The 20,164-nt window shown below is 71.9% G+C and carries 18 protein-coding genes; 16 read left to right on the top strand and 2 right to left on the bottom strand.

The annotated features are described in order from the left end of the window. Positions 1-137: 137 nt before the first annotated feature. Positions 138-1,301 carry an NADH-quinone oxidoreductase subunit D gene (locus ACZ5ON_RS06265; protein ID WP_465586172.1) on the bottom strand — a complete coding sequence of 388 codons (1,164 nt, stop codon included), beginning with the start codon at positions 1,299-1,301 and terminating at the stop codon, positions 138-140. Positions 1,302-1,311: 10 nt separating this feature from the next. Beyond that, complete coding sequence (locus tag ACZ5ON_RS06260; protein ID WP_465586169.1) at positions 1,312-2,319, bottom strand: SAM-dependent methyltransferase; 1,008 nt, start codon at positions 2,317-2,319, stop codon at positions 1,312-1,314. Positions 2,320-2,424: 105 nt separating this feature from the next. On the opposite strand from ACZ5ON_RS06260, the gene ACZ5ON_RS06255 reads away from it, so the two are divergent. From ACZ5ON_RS06255 to ACZ5ON_RS06180, 16 genes are all read left to right on the top strand, one after another. Next, positions 2,425-3,615, top strand: a complete 1,191-nt coding sequence (locus ACZ5ON_RS06255; protein ID WP_465586166.1) for a sensor histidine kinase — start codon at positions 2,425-2,427, stop codon at positions 3,613-3,615. Positions 3,616-3,676: 61 nt separating this feature from the next. Beyond that, the gene (locus ACZ5ON_RS06250; protein WP_465586164.1) at positions 3,677-4,366 is read left to right on the top strand and encodes a response regulator transcription factor; all 690 of its coding nucleotides are present in this window, start codon (positions 3,677-3,679) and stop codon (positions 4,364-4,366) included. A gap of 157 nt (positions 4,367-4,523) precedes the next feature. After that, complete coding sequence (locus ACZ5ON_RS06245; protein ID WP_465587114.1) at positions 4,524-5,438, top strand: Rossmann-like and DUF2520 domain-containing protein; 915 nt, start codon at positions 4,524-4,526, stop codon at positions 5,436-5,438. Then, the gene (gene panC, locus ACZ5ON_RS06240) at positions 5,438-6,346 is read left to right on the top strand and encodes a pantoate--beta-alanine ligase (protein WP_465586162.1); all 909 of its coding nucleotides are present in this window, start codon (positions 5,438-5,440) and stop codon (positions 6,344-6,346) included. The genes ACZ5ON_RS06245 and panC overlap by 1 nt, the downstream gene beginning before the upstream one ends. Before the next feature lie 94 nt (positions 6,347-6,440). Then, on the top strand, positions 6,441-6,914 hold the full coding sequence (gene panD, locus ACZ5ON_RS06235) for an aspartate 1-decarboxylase (protein ID WP_465586160.1): 474 nt from the start codon (positions 6,441-6,443) through the stop codon (positions 6,912-6,914). Positions 6,915-6,931: 17 nt separating this feature from the next. After that, the gene (locus tag ACZ5ON_RS06230; RefSeq protein ID WP_465586158.1) at positions 6,932-8,608 is read left to right on the top strand and encodes an L-aspartate oxidase; all 1,677 of its coding nucleotides are present in this window, start codon (positions 6,932-6,934) and stop codon (positions 8,606-8,608) included. 126 nt (positions 8,609-8,734) lie between these two features. After that, positions 8,735-9,703, top strand: coding sequence for a carboxylating nicotinate-nucleotide diphosphorylase (gene nadC, locus ACZ5ON_RS06225; protein ID WP_465586156.1), 969 nt, complete (start codon positions 8,735-8,737; stop codon positions 9,701-9,703). Positions 9,704-9,730: 27 nt separating this feature from the next. After that, positions 9,731-10,519, top strand: a complete 789-nt coding sequence (locus ACZ5ON_RS06220) for a type III pantothenate kinase (RefSeq protein WP_344634951.1) — start codon at positions 9,731-9,733, stop codon at positions 10,517-10,519. 177 nt (positions 10,520-10,696) lie between these two features. After that, positions 10,697-11,482: a hypothetical protein gene (locus ACZ5ON_RS06215; protein ID WP_465586153.1), complete on the top strand. Its 786-nt coding sequence runs from the start codon at positions 10,697-10,699 to the stop codon at positions 11,480-11,482. Positions 11,483-11,699: 217 nt separating this feature from the next. Further along, positions 11,700-13,130: a hypothetical protein gene (locus tag ACZ5ON_RS06210; RefSeq protein WP_465586149.1), complete on the top strand. Its 1,431-nt coding sequence runs from the start codon at positions 11,700-11,702 to the stop codon at positions 13,128-13,130. A gap of 87 nt (positions 13,131-13,217) precedes the next feature. Next, on the top strand, positions 13,218-14,816 hold the full coding sequence (lysX, locus tag ACZ5ON_RS06205; RefSeq protein ID WP_465586147.1) for a bifunctional lysylphosphatidylglycerol synthetase/lysine--tRNA ligase LysX: 1,599 nt from the start codon (positions 13,218-13,220) through the stop codon (positions 14,814-14,816). 5 nt (positions 14,817-14,821) lie between these two features. Beyond that, a complete protein-coding gene (locus ACZ5ON_RS06200; protein ID WP_344634955.1) occupies positions 14,822-14,998 on the top strand; it encodes a hypothetical protein in 177 nt (58 codons plus the stop codon). A gap of 101 nt (positions 14,999-15,099) precedes the next feature. Continuing rightward, positions 15,100-15,540, top strand: coding sequence for a BlaI/MecI/CopY family transcriptional regulator (locus tag ACZ5ON_RS06195; protein ID WP_344634956.1), 441 nt, complete (start codon positions 15,100-15,102; stop codon positions 15,538-15,540). A 9-nt stretch (positions 15,541-15,549) separates the two neighbouring features. Beyond that, positions 15,550-16,086: an amino-acid N-acetyltransferase gene (locus ACZ5ON_RS06190; RefSeq protein WP_465586144.1), complete on the top strand. Its 537-nt coding sequence runs from the start codon at positions 15,550-15,552 to the stop codon at positions 16,084-16,086. 114 nt (positions 16,087-16,200) lie between these two features. Further along, the gene (locus tag ACZ5ON_RS06185) at positions 16,201-16,554 is read left to right on the top strand and encodes a histone-like nucleoid-structuring protein Lsr2 (protein WP_465586142.1); all 354 of its coding nucleotides are present in this window, start codon (positions 16,201-16,203) and stop codon (positions 16,552-16,554) included. Between the two features lie 983 nt (positions 16,555-17,537). Further along, positions 17,538-20,054 (top strand): ATP-dependent Clp protease ATP-binding subunit, encoded by a 2,517-nt coding sequence (locus ACZ5ON_RS06180; protein WP_344634960.1) that lies wholly within the window; start codon positions 17,538-17,540, stop codon positions 20,052-20,054. Positions 20,055-20,164 lie beyond the last annotated feature (110 nt).

The following is a 20,164-nucleotide window of genomic DNA, read 5'->3' as shown; positions in this document are numbered from 1 at the left end:
GCGGCTGGTGCCCGCGATATATACAACCCATCACTTCCTCGTCCTCCCCTCTCCCCCCCCCCCTCCCCCCCCCCCCCCCCCCCTCCCCCCCCCCCCCTCCCCCCCCCCCCCCCGGGGCCGTGCGCGGGTTCGAGCCGCTACTTGTCGATGTCGCCGACCACGAAGAACATCGAGCCCAGGATCGCCACCATGTCCGGCACCAGCGTCCCCGGCAGCAGCTCGGTGAGCGCCTGGATGTTGTTGTAGGAGGCCGACCGCAACTTGAGCCGCCAGGGCGTCTTCTCGCCGCGCGACACCAGGTAGTACCCGTTGATCCCGAGCGGGTTCTCGGTCCACGCGTACGTGGTCCCCTCCGGGGCCTTGAGCACCTTGGGCAGCCGCAGGTTGACCGGCCCCGGGGCGAACTGCGCGAGCCGGTCGAGGCAGGCGTCGGCGAGCTCCAGCGAGTTGGCGGTCTGCTCCAGCAGGCACTCGAAGCGCGCCAGGCAGTCGCCCTCCTCCCGGGTGACCACGGTGAGCACGTCCTGCAGCTCGCCGTACGCGAGGTAGGGCTCGTCCCGCCGCAGGTCGAAGTCGACCCCGCTGGCCCGCGCGATCGGTCCGCTGACCCCGTACGCGTGGACGTGCTCGCGCGAGAGCACGCCGACCCCGGCGGTACGGCCCCGGAAGATCTCGTTGCCGAGCACCAGGTCCTCGAAGACCGTCAGCTGCGAGCGGACCGTCGCGACGGCCGCGCGCACCCGCCCCAGCCACCCGGCCGGCAGGTCCTCCTTCAGGCCGCCGACCCGGTTGAACATGTAGTGCATCCGGCCGCCGCTGGCCTCCTCCAGCACGTGCTGGAGCTCCTCGCGGCCGTGGAAGGCGTGGAAGATCGGGGTGATGCCGCCGAGTTCCAGCGGGTACGAGCCGAGGAACATCAGGTGGTTGAGCACCCGGTTGAGCTCGGCGAGCAGGGTGCGGATCCACACCGCCCGCTCGGGGACCTCCATGCCGAGCATCCGCTCGACGGCGAGCACCACACCCAGCTCGTTGGAGAAGGCGGAGAGCCAGTCGTGCCGGTTGGCCAGCATGATGATCTGCCGGTAGTCCCGGGCCTCGAAGAGCTTCTCCGCGCCCCGGTGCATGTAGCCGATGATCGGCTCGGCGGAGACGATCCGCTCACCGTCCAGCACCAGCTTCAGGCGCAGCACACCGTGGGTGGACGGGTGCTGCGGGCCGATGTTGAGCACCATGTCGCTGGTGCCCAGCTCGCCCGTGAGCTCTTGCGCGCCTGCGCCGATGCCGACCGTGGTCTCCCTCATGGCACAGAGGCTACAGAGTCCGCCAGGTTCCCAGGCCCGCCAGGCCCGGCGGTTCCGGCATGCGGACGGCCTGGACCAGCCAGCCGAAGCCGCCCAGTCCGGCGGGGTCGGTGAGTTCGGCGGCCTCCCCCGCGCGGCCCAGGGCGCGCAGGTACTCCGCCGGGTCGCTCGCGGCGAGCGAGAGCGGCGGGCGGGTACCGCTGACACCGAGGGCCCGCAAGGCGTCCCGCTGCGTCGTCCACAGGCTGTGGAGACCGGGCGCCGCCGCCGAGTCCAGGGCCACGTGCGCGGTGATGTCGCAGGAGCCGTCGGGCACCGGCGGCACCTCGCGCCCCGCCCGGAAGCCGGTCAGCGTACCGAACGGCGGCCGCCCGGCCCGGACGTGCGCGTAGTCCACGGCGACCGCGAGCCCGCTCGACAGCGCGCCGACCGCCCCCGCCCAGGCCGCGTCCCGGCTGGTGCCCAGCTCCACCCGCTCGCCGGGCTCCCCGGCCGGCCACCAGTCGGCCGCCCAACGGGCATCGGCCTCGTCCAGTTCCCCGCCCAGGCGCTCCTCGCCGTCCGGCGCGACCTCGACGTAGCGCAGCACCCCGTGCTCGTCCACCTCGGCGACGTCCAGCGGCACATTGTCCAGCCACTCGTTGGCGAACAGCAGGCCGCTGACGCCCTGCGGCACCCGGTCCGTCCACACCACCGACCCGGGCAGTCCGGCGGGCCGGTCGGCGAGCTCCACCGCGTACGGGCGCAGCCGCCCGGCCAGTGCCGGGTCGACGGCCGCGAGCACCCCGGTGAGCAGTTCGCCGCGCCCGGCCCCGACGTCGATCAGGGCCAGCTCCGCCGGACGGCGGAGGGCCCCGTCCACCTCCTGGAGAAGGCGGGCGACCGCCCCGGCGTACCGGGGCGATGCGTGCACGGAGGTCCTGAAGTGCCCGGCCGGGCCCTCCGGCCTGCGGTAGAAGCCGCCGCTCTCGCCGTAGAGGGCCCGTTCCATGGCGGGCCGCCACCGCATCCAACTCATGCGGGGGACGTTACCGCCGCTAGGGGACGTCTCCACCCTGCGGAGTAGACAGGATCGCTCCTACGGCTGACCTGAGCAGGTGGCCCCGCTGCCTAGGCTGGAGACGTGCATCGACTCAACGCCTGGCTCCGACGACACCCGATGGCGGTGGACTCCGTCTGGGCGCTGCCGGTCTTCCTCATCGGCCTGCTCTCGGCCGTCGAGCAGGCGTCGGCGAGCTCGGGCGGCGTACTGATGGCCGTGCTGCTCCCGCTGCTGATGGTCTTCCGGCGGCGCCGTCCGAACCTCACCACCGCCACCGCCGTCGCCCTCGGGCTGATCCAGGTCGCGCTCGACGTCCCGCCGAACGTCTCCAGCGTCGCGTACCTGGTCTTCGCCTACACCGGCGCGGCCTTCGGCACCGAGTGGATCTCGCGCCTGGCGCTGACCGGCGGGGTGGTGGCCGGGCCGCTGACGCTCTGGCGGTTCGACCACGGCCCGCACGAGGTCCTCAACTGGCTTCGGGTGATCTTCCTCGCCGGGCTGATGGCCACCCCCTTCATCCTCTGCTGGGCCTGGGGCCGGCTGACCAGGGTCCGGCGCGCCTACCTGATCGAGCTGGAGGACCGGGCCGCCCGGCTGGAGCGCGAGCGGGACGCCCAGGCCAAGGTCGCGGTCGCCGCCGAACGCGCCCGGATCGCCCGCGAGCTGCACGACGTGGTCGCCCACAACGTCTCGGTGATGATCGTCCAGGCCGACGGCGCCGCGTACGTCCTGGACAACTCGCCGGAGCAGGCCAAGGAGGCGCTGGGCACCATCGCCAGCACCGGACGGCAGGCCCTGGTCGAGATGCGCCGCCTGCTCGGCGTGCTGCGCACCTCCGACACGGCGGAGGAGTACGTGCCGCAGCCCGGCGTGGAGGAGCTGCCGGAGCTGCTGGAGCAGGTGCGCACCGCCGGCCTGCCGGTCGAGTACACCCGCACCGGCGAGCCCACCGACCTGCCGCGCGGCGTCGAGCTCACGGTCTACCGGATCGTCCAGGAGGCGCTGACCAACGTCCGCAAGCACGGCGGCCCCGACGCCCGGGCCAAGGTCGCGATGGACTTCCGCGACCGCGACCTGGAGGTGCTGATCGAGGACGACGGCCGCGGCACCACCGACGAGCAGCTGGCCGCCGGCGGAGCCGACGGACAGGGCCACGGTCTGATCGGCATGCGCGAACGGGTCGGCATGGTCAGCGGCAGCCTCGACATCGGCCCCCGCCCCGGCGGCGGCTTCCGGATCCGGGCGGTGCTCCCGCTCAGGACCGCCAAGTAACGTCCCTCGCACCGGACCCCCGATCCGCGAGGCCCCGACCACGGCGACAACAGGAGTGACATTGACCATCCGGGTGATGCTGGTGGACGACCAGGAGCTGCTCCGCACGGGCTTCCGGATGATCCTGCAGTCCCAGGGCGACATCGAGATCGCCGCCGAGGCGGGTGACGGCCAGCAGGCCCTGGCGGTCCTGGAGACCACCTCGGTCGACGTGATCCTGATGGACGTCCGGATGCCCCGGCTGGACGGCGTCCAGGCCACCCGCCGGATCTGCCTCGACGCCGACGGCACCCCGCTGCCGGGCGCGCCGCACGTGCTCATCCTGACCACCTTCGACCTGGACGAGTACGCCTTCGCCGCGCTCAAGGCCGGGGCGAGCGGGTTCCTGCTCAAGGACGTGCCGCCGACCGAGCTGGTCGCGGCGATCCGGGCGGTGCACGGCGGGGACGCGGTCGTCGCGCCGACCACCACCCGCCGCATGATCGACCGTTTCGCGGAGGTCCTGCCCACCCCGCAGACCGCACCGGGCGCGACCGTGCTGGCCCCGCTCACCGACCGCGAACGCGAGGTCTTCCTGCTGGTCGCCCAGGGCCTGTCCAACGGCGAGATCGCCACCAGGCTGGTCCTCTCCGAGGCCACCGTCAAGACCCACGTCGGCCGCATCCTCGCCAAGCTCAGCCTCCGCGACCGCGTCCAGGCCGTCGTCCTCGCCTACGAGGCCGGCCTCATCCGCGCGGGCTCCACCGACTGACCGGGCCGCCCCGGCCCCGGGGCCGCCGTCCCTGGAGGGTTCCCCGGGAGCCGCCCGTAGAATGGGTCGGTACGTCTGGTACCCGCAGAGGACCGGAACGGAGAGTTAGGACGAAGGCCGAGCCGTGAGCACGTCCGACCACGCAGACTTCGGTGTTCTGACCGACCCCTTCGGCGACCCTTCCGACCCCGGCAACCGCCCTGCGCGGCTGGCCGTCGGCGTGGTCGGCACCGGCCGCGTGGGCCCGGCCCTGGGGGCCGCCCTGCAGCTGGCCGGCCACCGGGTGGTGGCGGCCTCGGGGGTGTCGACGGCGTCCAGGCGGCGCGCCGAGGCCATGCTGCCCGGCGTACGGCTGGTGAGCCCCCCTCAGGTGATGGCCGCCGCCGACCTGGTGCTGCTGACCGTCCCGGACGACGCGCTGGCCGAGCTGGTGGCCGGCCTGGCGGCGACCGGCGCGGTACGGCCCGGGCAGATAATCGTCCACACCTCGGGGGCGCACGGTGTCGCGGTGCTGGAGCCCGCGACCAGGGCCGGCGCGCTGCCCCTGGCGCTGCACCCGGCGATGACCTTCACCGGCACCTCCGTCGACCTGGACCGCCTGGCCGGCTGCCCGTTCGGGGTGACCGCGCCCGAGGAGCTGCGGCCGGTGGCGGAGGCCCTGGTGGTGGAGATGGGCGGCGAGCCGTCCTGGATCCCCGAGGAGGTCCGCCCGCTCTACCACACCGCGCTGGCACACGGGGCGAACCACCTGGTCACACTGGTCGCGCAGGCCCTGGAGCTGCTGCACACGGCGGGTGTCACCGCTCCCGGGCAGATGCTGGGCCCGCTGCTGGGCGCGGCACTCGACAACGCACTGCGCTCCGGCGACGCGGCCCTCACCGGCCCGGTCGCCCGGGGCGACGCGGGCACGGTGAACCGGCACCTGGGCCAGCTCCGCACCGCCGCCCCGGACATCGAGCAGGCATACCGCGCGATGGCCCGGGCCACGGCGCAGCGGGCGGTCCGCAACGGTTCGCTCAAGGAAGAGGCGGCGGCGGCGCTGCTGGACGTACTGAACGAGGAGACACACTGATGGCGGGCAAGTACCAGCGAGGCAAGCAGCAGGCCAAGGCCCCGAAGGCCCGCAGGGTGGAGCTGACCCACACGGTGGCCGACTTCGAGGCCGCGTTCTGGCCGGACGAGCAGCCGGTGGACAACGCCGTGGTGATGACCATGGGCGCGCTGCACGAGGGCCACGCCTCGCTGATCCGGGCGGCCCGCAAGCAGGTCGGCCACGACGGCCGGGTCGCGGTGACGGTCTTCGTGAACCCGCTGCAGTTCGGCGCGGGCGAGGACCTGGACCGCTACCCGCGCACGCTGGCCGAGGATGTGCAGCTGGCCGAGGCCAACGGCGCCGACGTGGTCTTCGCCCCGTCGGTGGAGGAGGTCTACCCGAACGGCGAGCCGCAGGTGCGCCTGAGCGCGGGTCCGATGGGCGAGGGCTTCGAGGGCGCCTCCCGCCCCGGGCACTTCGACGGTGTGCTGACCGTGGTGGCCAAGCTGCTGCACATCACCGACCCGGACTTCGCCCTCTTCGGCGAGAAGGACGCCCAGCAGCTGGCGATCATCCGGCGGATGGTCGCCGACCTGGACTTCGACGTCGAGGTCATCGGCGTGCCGACCCTGCGCGAGGAGGACGGCCTGGCCATGTCCTCCCGCAACCGCTACCTCTCCGAGACCGAGCGCACCCAGGCGCTCGCCCTCTCCCGGGCGCTGTTCGCCGGCCGTGACGCGGCCGCGAAGGGCCCGAAGGCGGTGCGCGAGGCGGCGGCCGCCGTCCTCGACGGCGCCGAGGGTGTCACCCTTGACTACCTGGCCCTGATCGACCCGGACGCCTTCACCGAGGCGCCGGACGACTTCCAGGGCGAGGCTGTGCTGGCCGTCGCCGCGAAGGTGGGCTCGACCCGCCTGATCGACAACGTCCACCTCATCTGCCGCTAGGCGGACGGGCTGCCGGCACGGAACCGTCCGGTAACGGACCACCCGGTTATCGAAGCAACCACTGGCATGCACTCACCTCTGGAGGCGTGACCCCATGCTCCGCACCATGCTCAAGTCGAAGATCCACCGCGCCACCGTCACCCAGGCCGACCTGCACTACGTCGGTTCCGTGACGGTCGACGAGGACCTGCTCGACGCCGCCGACCTGCTCCCCGGCGAGCTGGTCCACATCGTGGACATCAACAACGGCGCCCGCCTGGAGACGTACACCATCGCGGGCCCGCGCGGCTCGGGCGTGATCGGCATCAACGGCGCCGCGGCCCGCCTGGTCCACCCCGGCGACCTGGTGATCCTGATCGCCTACGGGCAGATGGAGACCGCCGAGGCCAAGGCCTACCAGCCCAAGGTCGTCTTCGTGGACGGCGACAACAAGATCATCGGTTTCGGCTCGGACGCCGCCGAGGCCCCGGAGGGCTCCGGCCTGGTCCGCGGCGACCTGGGGGCACCCCCGGCCGCCAGGGCCGAGGGCGCGTACGGTGGGGCCGATCGCGCGGCCGCCGCGCACTGAAGGAGCAACTGTTCGCCATGCCCGTCTCTCATCGTCTGACCGCCCCCGCTCCCGGCTGGACCTCGACCACCGACGTCGTCGTGGTCGGCTCGGGCGTGGCCGGGCTGACCGTCGCGCTCAACGTCCGGAAGGCCGGCCTGCGGGCCACGGTGGTCACCAAGGCGATGCTGGACGACGGATCCACCCGCTGGGCCCAGGGCGGCATAGCCGCCGCCCTGGGCGAGGGCGACACCCCCGAGCAGCACCTGGACGACACCCTGGTCGCCGGCGCCGGGCTCTGCGACGCCGAGGCCGTGCGCACCCTGGTCACCGAGGGCCCGGACGCGGTCCGCCGGCTGATCGCCACCGGCGCCGCCTTCGACCTGGACGCCGAGGGCGGGATCCTGCTGACCCGCGAGGGCGGCCACCACCGCCGCCGGATCGCGCACGCGGGCGGCGACGCCACCGGCGCGGAGATCTCCCGTGCGCTGGTGGCGGCCGTGCGGGACGACCCGGGCATCGAGCTGATCCAGCACGCGCTGGTGCTCGACCTGCTCACCGACTCCGAAGGCCGTGCGGCCGGGCTGACCCTGCACGTGATGGGCGAGGGCCGGCTGGACGGCGTCGGTGCGATCAAGGCCCGCGCGGTGGTGCTGGCCACCGGCGGCATGGGCCAGGTCTTCTCGGCCACCACCAACCCGGCGGTCTCCACCGGCGACGGCGTCGCGCTGGCGCTGCGCGCCGGGGCCGAGGTGACCGACCTGGAGTTCGTCCAGTTCCACCCGACCGTGCTCTGGCTCGGCCCGGAGGCCGAGGGCCAGCAGCCGCTGGTCTCCGAGGCGGTCCGGGGCGAGGGCGCGTACCTGGTGGACGCGGACGGCAACCGTTTCATGGTCGGGCAGCACGAGCTGAACGAGCTGGCGCCGCGGGACATCGTCGCCAAGGCGATCACCCGGCAGATGCAGCTCAAGGGCACCGAGCACATGTACCTGGACGGGCGGCACTTCGGCGCCGAGATGTGGGAGACCCGCTTCCCGACCATCCTGGCCTCCTGCCGCGCGCACGGCATCGACCCGGTGACCGAGCTGATCCCGGTCGCCCCGGCCGCCCACTACGCCTCCGGCGGCGTCCGCACCGACCTGCGCGGCCGGACCACCGTGCCCGGCCTGTACGCCTGCGGCGAGGTCGCCTGCACCGGGGTGCACGGCGCCAACCGGCTGGCCTCCAACTCGCTGCTCGAAGGCCTGGTCTTCGCCGAGCGGATCGCCGCCGACCTCGACGAGCTGCACCGCGCGGGCGAACTGCCCGAGCGGACGGTGGACGTGGCAGCCGCCCGGGCGGCGCACGCCGTACCGCTGCCGGCGCCCGAGGCGCGGGCCGAGATCCAGCGACTGATGTCGGGCGGCGCGGGCGTGCTGCGCTCGGCCGAGTCGATGGCCGCGACCGCCACCGGACTGGCCCACCTCGCCGAGCAGGCACGGGCGCACGTCGCCGAGGACAAGCCGGCCGACCCCCGGGTGGAGACCTGGGAGGCCGCCAACCTGCACCTGGTGGCCTCGGCGCTGGTGGCGGCCGCCGCACGGCGCGAGGAGACCAGGGGCTGCCACTGGCGCCTGGACTTCCCCGAGCGCGACGACGCCGCCTGGCAGCGCCACCTGGTCACCACCCTCGCCCCCGACACCGGAACCCCCGTCGCCGCTTCGGCCGACCGGTGACCGTGCCCGGCCCGGCAGCACGAGCGACCGGGCCCGGCGGCACCAGCCGAAGCGCAACCCAGCCCGTCCGGTTGGAACGTCCAGCCCGAGACTCCCGGCGCCGCCGGGGTACGCAAGGAGCAACTGATGACCCACTCCCACGAGGAATTCCCGCTGGCCTCCTCCGGCGGCTGCGGCGACGGCTGCGCCTGCGGGGACGGCGAGGCGTACGAGACCGGGCTCGACCCGGCGCTGGCCGAGTTGCTGGAGGCGGCCGGCCTGGACCCGGTCGAGATCGAGGACATCGCCACCCTGGCCCTGGCCGAGGACCTGGCCGGCGGCGAGGACGTGACCTCGGTCGCGACCGTCCCGGCGGGCGCCGTCGCCACCGCCGACTTCACCGCCCGCCAGGCCGGTGTGGTGGCGGGTCTTCGGGTCGCCGAGGCCGTGCTCTCGCTGGTCTGCGAGGAGGAGTTCGAGGTCGAGCGGCACGTCGAGGACGGCGCCCGGGTCGAGGCCGGCCAGGTGCTGCTCTCGGTCCGCAGCCGTACCCGCGACCTGCTGACCGCCGAGCGCAGCGCGCTCAACCTGCTCTGCCACCTGTCCGGCATCGCCACCGCGACCCGTGCCTGGGCGGACGCCCTGGCGGGCACCGGTGCCACCGTCCGGGACACCCGCAAGACCACGCCGGGCCTGCGCTCGCTGGAGAAGTTCGCGGTCCGCTGCGGCGGCGGCGCCAACCACCGGATGGCGCTCTCGGACGCCGCGCTGGTGAAGGACAACCACGTGGTGGCCGCGGGCGGGGTGGCCGAGGCGTTCCGCGCGGTGCGCGCGGCGTACCCCGAGCTGCCGGTCGAGGTCGAGGTGGACACCCTGGAGCAGATCCCGCCGGTGCTGGAGGCCGGGGCGGACCTGATCCTGCTGGACAACTTCTCGGTCGACCAGCTGAAGGAGGCCGTCGCACTGGTGGCGGGACGGGCCAGGCTGGAGGCTTCCGGTGGCCTGACTCTGGCCACCGCGCGCGAGGTCGCCGAAACTGGTGTCGACTACCTCGCCGTCGGGGCTCTGACGCACTCCTCGCCGATCCTGGACATCGGCCTGGACCTCCGCGCCTGATACCCCTTTCCTCACAGAAAGCGCCTCATGCTCCTCACCATCGACGTCGGCAACACCCAGACCACGCTCGGCCTGTTCGACGGTGAGGAGATCGTCGAGCACTGGCGGATCTCCACCGATCCGCGCCGCACGGCGGACGAACTGGCCGTGCTGATGCAGGGCCTGATGGGCTCGCACCCCATCGTCGAGGCCGCTGACCGGGTGGAGGGCCTGGCGATCTGTTCCTCGGTGCCCGCCGTGCTCCACGAGCTCCGCGAGGTGACCCGCCGCTACTACGGCGACGTCCCCGCGGTGATCGTGGAGCCGGGGGTGAAGACCGGGGTGCACGTCCTGATGGACAACCCCAAGGAGGTCGGCGCCGACCGGATCGTCAACGCGCTGGCCGCCAACCACCTGTACGGCGGGCCGTGCATCGTGGTGGACTTCGGCACCGCCACCACCTTCGACGCCATCAACGAGCGCGGCGACTACGTCGGCGGCGCGATCGCCCCCGGCATCGAGATCTCGGTGGAGGCCCTCGGCGTCCGGGGCGCCCAGCTGCGCAAGATCGAGCTGGCCCGCCCCCGCAACGTGATCGGCAAGAACACCGTCGAGGGCATGCAGTCCGGCATCCTGTACGGCTTCGCGGGCCAGGTGGACGGCCTGGTCGAGCGGATGGCCAAGGAGCTCGCCAAGGACCCGGAGGACGTCCAGGTGATCGCCACCGGCGGGCTCGCCCCGCTGGTCCTCGGCGAGGCCACCGCGATCGACGTGCACGAGCCCTGGCTCACCCTGATCGGCCTGCGCCTGGTCTACGACCGCAACCGGCCCAGCTGACCGCCGAGTTGGCGCGGCGGCACGACCTCGGCCCGCCGGGCCGGCGGCGGCACGGAGCGACCCCGCACCGGCAGGCCGGCCTGCCGATCACGTGTCAGATCAGCACCAGATAGCCCAATCGGTACAGACACGACATCAATCGTCATAAATCAGACGTACGCCACGTAATGTCAAGCCATGCCTATGCCACACGGATCGCGCGGCGGCATGGCCTTCAGCGCCGATGAAGTCCGCGTGCTGCGCCGCGCCCTCGCCCAAGCCCTCCACCCGGCCCACTCGCCGCACCCGACCCCGCTCGGGGAACTGTGGGCCGAGGACGTCCAGGAGGCACTGCGCCTCGCCGAAGCGGTCGACGAGGCGGGCAGGGAGGGCGGCAGGCTACGCGCCTTCCTGCTGGCCGATCTGGCCCGCTACCGCGCCGCGCTCCCCGGCAGTGCCTCCGGCTACCTGGAACGCCTGGAGGGGGCCGTCTCCGACGGCTACCTCCCCACTCCCGAGGACCTGACCGCCCTGCGCTCGCTCTCCCGGCTGCCCTGCGGCAGCGCCGAACGCTCCCGCCGCTCCCGGCTCTCCGGCCGCTGCCACGCCATCGCCGAGGCCGAGGTCCGCGAGCGCCTCGCACTCGGCTCCGGCCAGCGCCACCTCATGGCCGTGCCGAGCCCGGCCGCCGAGCCAACCCCCGCCGTGTCAGTGACCCCCATCCCAGTTGGAGGACGGATCCCGATGAGCAACGCCGCCGGCGCCCCCACCCCGAAGGCCTCCCCCGCCGCCGATCGCGCCCACCAGCCGCAGAAGGCCCACCAGCCGCAGAAAGCGCAGAAAACACAGAAGCCGCAGGCCCACCAGGATCGCCGGATGCCCACCCCCGCCGAGTTGTTCGGCCGCCGGCCCCGGCCGCAGACCCAGCCACAGCCCCCGGCCCCCGCCGACGAGGACGTCGAACTCGCCACCGGCACCGGTTGATCCGTCCGCCACGGGGGAGGCCGCCTCGGTCGGTCTCCCCCATCGACTTGTCGACTCCCTGATAGCGAGTCAGGGACACCTGATCAAGTCTTGGCAAATTCCGCCGCCATAACCGACGCACCTGTCCCGAACTGTCCGATTGATTTCCCGGCGCCGCCTCCGGGACCGCCCTAGGTTCTGCACGAAATCTCGACACCCGGACCATCGAAGGGCCATCGTGCGGATCACTCGTGTACTGCGCTCGGGAACTCTGGCCACGGCGGCGGCGATCGCCGCGCTCACCACCCCGGCCGGCGCGGCCGGCGCGGCGACCACGCCGACGCCGACGCTGAAGCTCGGCGCACCCTCCTCGCTGGCGCTCCGCCCGGTGGCGGCGGACGACGACTCCGCGCCCCAGGTGCAGCTGCAGCTCACCCTCACCAGGACCGGCGCCGCCGCTCCCGACCGGACCCGGCTGACCATCGACACCACCCAGCTGGCCGGCGTCGCCGACTTCGCCTCGCTCGACGCCGGACCGTCGTCCTGCACCGCCACCGGCCGGGTCTTCACCTGCGACGTCGAAAGCCTCCCCTGGTGGGGTCCCAGCGGCGGGATCGGCCTCACCGTGAACCTCACCACCGCCAAGGACGCCCCCATCGGCACCTCGGGCACGCTCGCGGTCAACGAGGCCACCCCGGACGGCACCAGTTCCGCGGCCCTCACCCATGTCGTCATCGGCGGCACCGACCTGAAGCTCCAGCCGGTCGAGGGACAGCCCGACCTGAAGGTCAACGGGACCTTCACCCGCGACCTGCGGATCGCCAACCAGGGCCAGCTCGCCGCACCCCACCTGGTGGTGGTCTTCACCGCGACCACCGGTCTGCTGTTCCCGAAGTACGGCAACTGCGAGTACGGCGACCGGATCGAGGCCGACCGCGGTCCGGCCACCCACCACGCCGCGGTCTGCACCATCGACACCGCGCTCGCCCCCGGCCGGAGCGCGCACCTTGACCCCGTCACCTTCACGGCCGGGCGCACCGCACTGGCGGACTCCATGGACATCCAGGTCGCCCCCGGCGAGAGCGACGCGGTGAAGCGCATCCGCCAGGACTACCGGCTGGCCCGGGGGAAGGGGCCGGTGCTCACCGTCGATGGCGGGCCCGGGCAGCCCGCTCCCGCCGCCGGGCCGGTCACCGACGTCAACCCCTCCGACGCCTACGTGAGCCTGGACGCCTACACCGCCAACGCCGCCGACTTCCAGGCGGTGGCCCACTGGAAGGCCGGTGCCACCAAGAAGGCCGGCACCCTCCAGGTCGGCCTGTTCAACCGCGGGCCCGCCTCCTTCAACGACTTCCGCAGCGGTGGCGAGGGCGAGACCTTCGTGGACGTGGCCCTGCCCAAGGGCGTCACCGTCACCAAGGTCCCGGCAGGCTGCCAGCAGCTGGTCAAGGCATCGAACCACTACAGCTGCAGCACCGGCCTGTGGCTGGCCTCCGGGAGCAGGCACCTCTTCGACTTCGGGCTGGCACTCGACCCGGGCACCGGCAAGGTCCCGGTTCCGGTCTCGCTCCAGGACCAGGGGAGCTACATCGAGAAGAAGCCCTTCGCCGTCAAGCCCTTCGACCCGAACCCGCGCGACAACCTGACCACGGTCACCATCGGCTCGTAGCGCCCGAGGCCGCCCGCCTTCCCCGCGCCCGCCCGGAGCCGACCAGCCGGGCGCGGGGAAGGTGTGAGCGGTGGCTACTCTGGTGGGGTGAGCGATCAGATCCCCGCCATTCCCGCGACCGACGACCTTCCTGAGCAGATGCGCGTCCGGCGCGAGAAGCTGGACCGGCTTCGGGCGGCCGGCGTCGACCCGTACCCGGTCGGCTTCCCCCGTACTTCCACCATCGCCGACCTGCGTGCCAAGCACCCCGACCTGGAGCCGGACACCGCGACCGGCGAGCGCGCCGGCATCACCGGCCGGGTCATCCTGGCCCGCACCGGCGGCAAGCTCTGCTTCGCCACCCTGCGCGACGGCTCCGGCGACCTCCAGGTGATGCTCTCCCTGGACAAGCTGGGCGAGGAGCGGCTGGCCGCCTGGAAGTCCGACATCGACCTCGGCGACCAGGTGGGCGTCGAGGGCGAGGTGATCACCTCCCGGCGCGGCGAGCTGTCCGTGATGGTGGACCGCTGGGAGCTCACCGCCAAGTGCCTGCGCCCGCTGCCGGACAAGCACAAGGGCCTGACCGACCCGGAGGCCCGGGTCCGCCAGCGGTACGTCGACCTGATCGTGAACCCCGAGGCGCGGGAGATCCTGCAGCTGCGCAGCAAGGTGGTCCGCTCGATCCGCCGCACCTACGAGGAGCGCGGCTACCTCGAGGTCGAGACCCCGATGCTGCAGCCGGTGCACGGCGGCGCCAACGCCCGCCCGTTCACCACCCACATCAACGCCTACGACATCGACCTCTACCTGCGGATCGCCCCCGAGCTGTACCTCAAGAGGCTGGTGGTCGGCGGCGCGGAGAAGGTCTTCGAGATCAACCGCAACTTCCGCAACGAGGGCGCGGACTCGACCCACAACCCCGAGTTCACCTCGCTGGAGTCGTACGAGGCGTACGGCGACTACGACACCCAGGCCGAGCTGATCCGCGCGACCATCGTCAACGCCGCCCGGGACGCCCTCGGCACCACCGTCGTCAGGGGCATCGGCCCGGACGGCGAGGAGCACGAGATCGACCTGGCCGAGCCGTGGGCGGAGGTCTCGGTCTACCCGGGCATCTCCGAGCACCTGGGCACCGAGATCACCCCGGAGACCGGCGTCGAGGAGCTGCGCCGCCTCGCCGACGGGGCCGGCATCCCCTACGAGAAGGAGTGGGGCCACGGCCAGATCGTCCTGGAGATGGTCGAGCGGCTGCTGGAGCACCACGCGATCAAGCCGACCTTCATCAAGGACTACCCGACCGAGGTCTCGCCGCTGACCCGCCAGCACCGCTCCGTCCCGGGCGTCGCGGAGAAGTGGGACCTGGTGATCTTCGGCACCGAGATCGGCACCGCCTACTCCGAGCTGATCGACCCGGTCGAGCAGCGCGCCCGCCTCACCGCCCAGTCGCTGCTGGCGGCCGGCGGTGACGTCGAGGCGATGCAGGTGGACGAGGACTTCCTGCGCGCCCTGGAGTACGCGATGCCGCCGACCGGTGGCCTGGGTCTGGGCGTGGACCGCCTGATCATGCTGCTGACCGGCAAGAACATCCGCGAGACCGTGCTCTTCCCGCTGGTGAAGCCCGATCAGCGTGGGGCCGAGGCGAAGACCGCCAAGGCCGAAGCCGGGAGCGGAACCGAGAGCGAAACCGAGTCGGACACCGAGGAGTGATCTGAATGGATTACGTCGCAGCTATCGTGCCGCCGCTGGTCATGGCAATCGCCTTCGGCTTCCTGGTGCGGGCCATCATCCGCACCCAGGGCGGCGCCATGAAGGGCAAGGAGGACGCGGCGGCCGAGTTGCTCGCCGGCCGTGCCACCGCCGCCACCACGGCCGCCCCCGCTGCCGAATAGGACCCGACGACCGGCGCGCCGTCACCCCACCGGGTGGCGGCGCGCCGGTTTGCTGGTTAATCGCGAATTTTGTCCGAATCAGTTCCTATCCTGGCCGGACTATGGTGCGGCAACTCGGAGAACTTGAGAACGACATCATGACCAGGGTCTGGCAGTGGAACCGCCCGGTCACCGTTCGCGAGGTTCTGCAGGATCTGCAGTCGGAACGCGATATCGCGTACACCACTGTCATGACGGTGCTCGACAAGCTCTACAGAAAGGGCTGGCTGCGCCGGGAGCAGGTGGGGCGGGCGTATCGATATGAACCCGTCTCCTCGCGCGAGGCATACACCGCCGCGCTGATGAACGATGCGTGGGCGACCAGCGACAATCCGGCGGCGGCCCTGGTCCACTTCTTCGGGCTGATGTCGCCCGAGCAACGCGAGGCACTGCGCGACGCACTGCGGGTGGCCGCCCTGTTCCCGGGTCCGGAACCCGAACCGGACCGACTTCCCGATCCGCATCCCGATACCGGTGGGACCCCGGGGCCTTCGGCACGATAACGTCCCGCCATGGAGGTCACCATCCGCCGGGCGCGGACCACTGACGTGCGGGCAGTACGACGACTCATCGACACCTACTCGCGCGACGGCATTCTGCTCGACAAGCCCACCGTGACGCTGTTCGAATCCGTGCAGGAGTTCTGGGTCGCCGAACGCGACGACAACGGCACGGTGGTGGCCTGCGGCGCGCTGCACGTGATGTGGGAAGACCTGGCCGAGGTGCGCACCCTTGCCGTGGATCCGAGCTGTACCGGCCACGGCATCGGCCACCAGTTGCTGGAGAAGCTGCTGCAGACCGCACGCTGGCTGGGCGTACGTCGGATTTTCTGCTTGACGTTCGAGGTACCGTTCTTCGCGAAACACGGTTTCGTCGAGATCGGTGAGGTCGGGGAAACCGACGATGGTACGACAGACCCGGCGGCCATCGCTACGGATGTCTATGAGGAACTTCTGCGTTCGTACGACGAAGGCGTCGCCGAGTTCCTCGACCTGGAGCGAGTGAAGCCCAACACCCTGGGCAACTCACGCATGCTGTTGCACCTCTGAACGGAGCTTGCGGCGACGGGAGTGGAGCACACGGCCGGCAAGGGTTTGTGTTTTCCGGGAAAAGGCGGTTTCCTTTCCTTAGGCAATGGATCGTTTACGCGGAAAGGGAAGCCCGTGGCACAGAGGGTGCAGGTCATTCTTGAAGACGATCTCGAAGGCGGTTCGGCGGACGAGACAGTGACGTTCGCTCTCGACGGCGTTGCCTACGAGATCGACCTGAAGAGCACCAACGCGGACAAGCTCCGCGGTCTGCTGGCTCCGTACGTCGAGAAGGGTCGCAAGCAGAGCGGCCGCCTCACCACCGCCCGTCGCGGCGCCGGCCGTGGCGCGGGCCGCCCGGCGGCGGCCGGCGCTCCGGACACCGCGAAGATCCGCGCGTGGGCCAAGGAGAACGGCTACGAGGTCAACGACCGCGGCCGGGTGCCGAGCAACGTCCGAGAGGCGTACGAGGCGGCCAACGCCTCCTGACCGGGCGGTCAGCGGGCCGGCACCGGACCCTGCGGGTCATTGGCGCGGGCGTCTTCCGGGCAGTCCGGCAGGCGCGGCGGACGGGGCTAGCGCGGGCCTAGGCCGTGTTGCCCGCGTCGCGGCCGGACGGCCTGCGGCCGGGTCGACCGCCGTTCGGGGCGCGGGGAGTCCTCCGCGCCCCGCTGCCATGACAGCCGCACGCCGGCGGCCGCCCGGGGTCCGGCGTGTACGGCGAGGTCCGGATCCGGCCCGGCACCCCGGCCGAGCCGGTGCAACGGTCCGGGAGCGGCCTCGCCGGCCCCCTGGGCGAGCGGGAAGGCCGCCAGGTGGCCCGGGCCACCGCGGACCCGCAGGGGCACCGCAGGCGGCCTGGGCGCCGCAGCACGGCCGGCACCACCGGTCGGCGCGGCTCGATCCGGTCCGCGGCCGGCAACGCCGTCGCGGAATCCGCCGCCGGCCCGGGGCCCGGGCGCAGACCGGTACCGACGGGGGCGTCCGGGGAGCCGCGGCGGTCGTGGACCGTGCAACGCTGGACGTACCGGGCGGGCACGCCGCACCGCCTGAACGGCGGCCGCTGATCCGCCGTCACTTCGGGCGGATCCCGGCGGGGCGCCCGTCGGCAGACTTCTCGCGAGGCGAACACGGCCGATGCGGAAACTGCGCGAATCTCACCGGAACACCGGGTATGAATGCAGGTGGACGGGACCATCTGGTGCCGCCCGTGCGATCTGTCAAGACCGGTTGCTCCGCCCGCGGCAGGCTCTGTTCGCCGATGGCGTAGCGATAACCGGTGCAATGGGCCCACCTGTGGGAACACCGTCTCCCAGCATCGGGTTGGGAATGGTGTCGGCTGGTCGCGCAGCAGTTGCTCCCACACAAGTAGGAGCAGTCCGTGAGCCGCGCCGCTGAGCGGGACTAGCATGCGGAAGGACAGGGCGGGGACAGTCCCCGAACTGCCCGACCGCTCTGAGGAGCGATAAACGATGTTCGAGAGGTTCACCGACCGCGCGCGGCGGGTTGTCGTCCTGGCTCAGGAAGAAGCCCGGATGCTCAACCACAACTACATCGGCACCGAGCACATCCTCCTGGGCCTGATCCACGAGGGTGAGGGTGTCGCCGCTAAGGCCCTGGAGAGCCTCGGGATCTCGCTTGAGGCCGTCCGCCAGCAGGTCGAGGAAATCATCGGCCAGGGCCAGCAGGCCCCGTCCGGTCACATCCCCTTCACCCCCCGGGCGAAGAAGGTGCTGGAGCTGTCGCTCCGCGAGGCCCTCCAGCTCGGGCACAACTACATCGGCACCGAGCACATCCTGCTCGGCCTGATCCGCGAGGGCGAGGGCGTCGCCGCCCAGGTCCTGGTGAAGCTGGGCGCCGATCTCAACCGGGTGCGCCAGCAGGTCATCCAGCTGCTCTCCGGCTACCAGGGCGGCGGCAAGGAGTCGGCCACGGCCGGCGGGCCCGCCGAGGGCACCCCGTCCACCTCGCTGGTCCTGGACCAGTTCGGCCGCAACCTCACCCAGGCCGCCCGCGAGGCCAAGCTCGACCCGGTCATCGGGCGCGAGAAGGAGATCGAGCGGGTCATGCAGGTGCTGTCCCGCCGCACCAAGAACAACCCCGTGCTGATCGGTGAGCCCGGCGTCGGCAAGACCGCGGTGGTCGAGGGCCTGGCCCAGGCGATCGTCAAGGGCGAGGTCCCCGAGACGCTGAAGGACAAGCAGCTCTACACCCTGGACCTCGGTGCCCTGGTCGCGGGCTCCCGCTACCGCGGTGACTTCGAGGAGCGCCTGAAGAAGGTGCTCAAGGAGATCCGCACCCGCGGCGACATCATCCTGTTCATCGACGAGCTGCACACCCTGGTCGGCGCGGGCGCCGCCGAGGGTGCCATCGACGCCGCTTCGATCCTGAAGCCGATGCTGGCCCGTGGCGAGCTGCAGACCATCGGTGCCACCACGCTGGACGAGTACCGCAAGCACCTGGAGAAGGACGCCGCGCTGGAGCGCCGCTTCCAGCCGATCCAGGTCGCCGAGCCCTCGCTGCCGCACACCATCGAGATCCTCAAGGGTCTGCGCGACCGGTACGAGGCGCACCACCGCGTCTCGATCACCGACGCCGCCCTGGTGGCCGCCGCCACCCTGGCCGACCGGTACATCTCGGACCGCTTCCTGCCGGACAAGGCGATCGACCTGATCGACGAGGCCGGTTCCCGGATGCGCATCCGCCGGATGACCGCGCCGCCGGACCTGCGCGAGTTCGACGAGAAGATCGCCGAGGTGCGCCGCGAGAAGGAGAGCGCGATCGACGCGCAGGACTTCGAGAAGGCCGCGTCCCTGCGTGACGACGAGAAGCAGCTGCTGCAGGCCAAGTCGAAGCGTGAGAAGGAGTGGAAGGCCGGCGACATGGACGTCGTCGCCGAGGTGGACGAGGAGCTCATCGCCGAGGTCCTGGCCACCGCCACCGGCATCCCGGTCTTCAAGCTCACCGAGGAGGAGTCCTCCCGCCTGCTGCGCATGGAGGACGAGCTGCACAAGCGCGTCATCGGCCAGGAGGACGCCATCAAGGCGCTCTCCCAGGCGATCCGCCGTACCCGTGCGGGCCTCAAGGACCCGAAGCGCCCGGGCGGCTCGTTCATCTTCGCCGGCCCGTCCGGTGTCGGTAAGACCGAGCTGTCCAAGACGCTGGCCGAGTTCCTGTTCGGCGACGAGGACGCCCTGATCTCCCTCGACATGTCGGAGTTCAGCGAGAAGCACACCGTCTCCCGACTGTTCGGCTCGCCCCCCGGCTACGTCGGCTACGAGGAGGGCGGCCAGCTCACCGAGAAGGTGCGCCGCAAGCCGTTCTCCGTGGTGCTCTTCGACGAGGTGGAGAAGGCCCACCCGGACATCTTCAACTCACTGCTGCAGATCCTGGAGGACGGTCGCCTGACCGACTCCCAGGGCCGCGTGGTCGACTTCAAGAACACCGTCATCATCATGACGACCAACCTCGGCACCCGGGACATCTCCAAGGGCTTCAACCTGGGCTTCGCGGCCACGGGTGACACCCAGACCGGGTACGAGCGGATGAAGGCGAAGGTCGGCGAGGAGCTCAAGCAGCACTTCCGTCCCGAGTTCCTCAACCGTGTCGACGACATCGTGGTGTTCCACCAGCTGACCGAGGACAACATCATCGAGATCGTCGACCTGATGATCGACAAGGTGGACGGCCGCCTCAAGGACCGCGACATGGGCCTGGAGCTCAGCGTCGAGGCCAAGAAGCTGCTGGCGAAGCGCGGTTACGACCCGATCCTGGGTGCCCGTCCGCTGCGTCGCACCATCCAGCGCGACATCGAGGACCACCTCTCGGAGAAGATCCTCTTCGGCGAGCTGCGGGCCGGCCACATCGTGGTCGTCGGCGTCGAGGGTGAGGGCAAGGAAGCCAAGTTCACCTTCCGGGGCGAGGAGAAGTCCCCGGTGGCGGACACCCCGGCGGCGGTCGCCTCGACCGGTCCGGACCTGACGAAGTAACAACGCACCAAGGGCCGCGGGGGGGGGGGGGGGGGGGGGGGGGGGGGGGGGGGGGGGGGGGGGGGGGGGGGGGGGGGGGGGGGGGGGGGGGGGGGGGGGGGGGGGGGGGG

Source organism: Kitasatospora sp. NPDC032150 (assembly GCF_055579945.1).
This window is presented reverse-complemented; position numbering and strand designations above follow the sequence as displayed.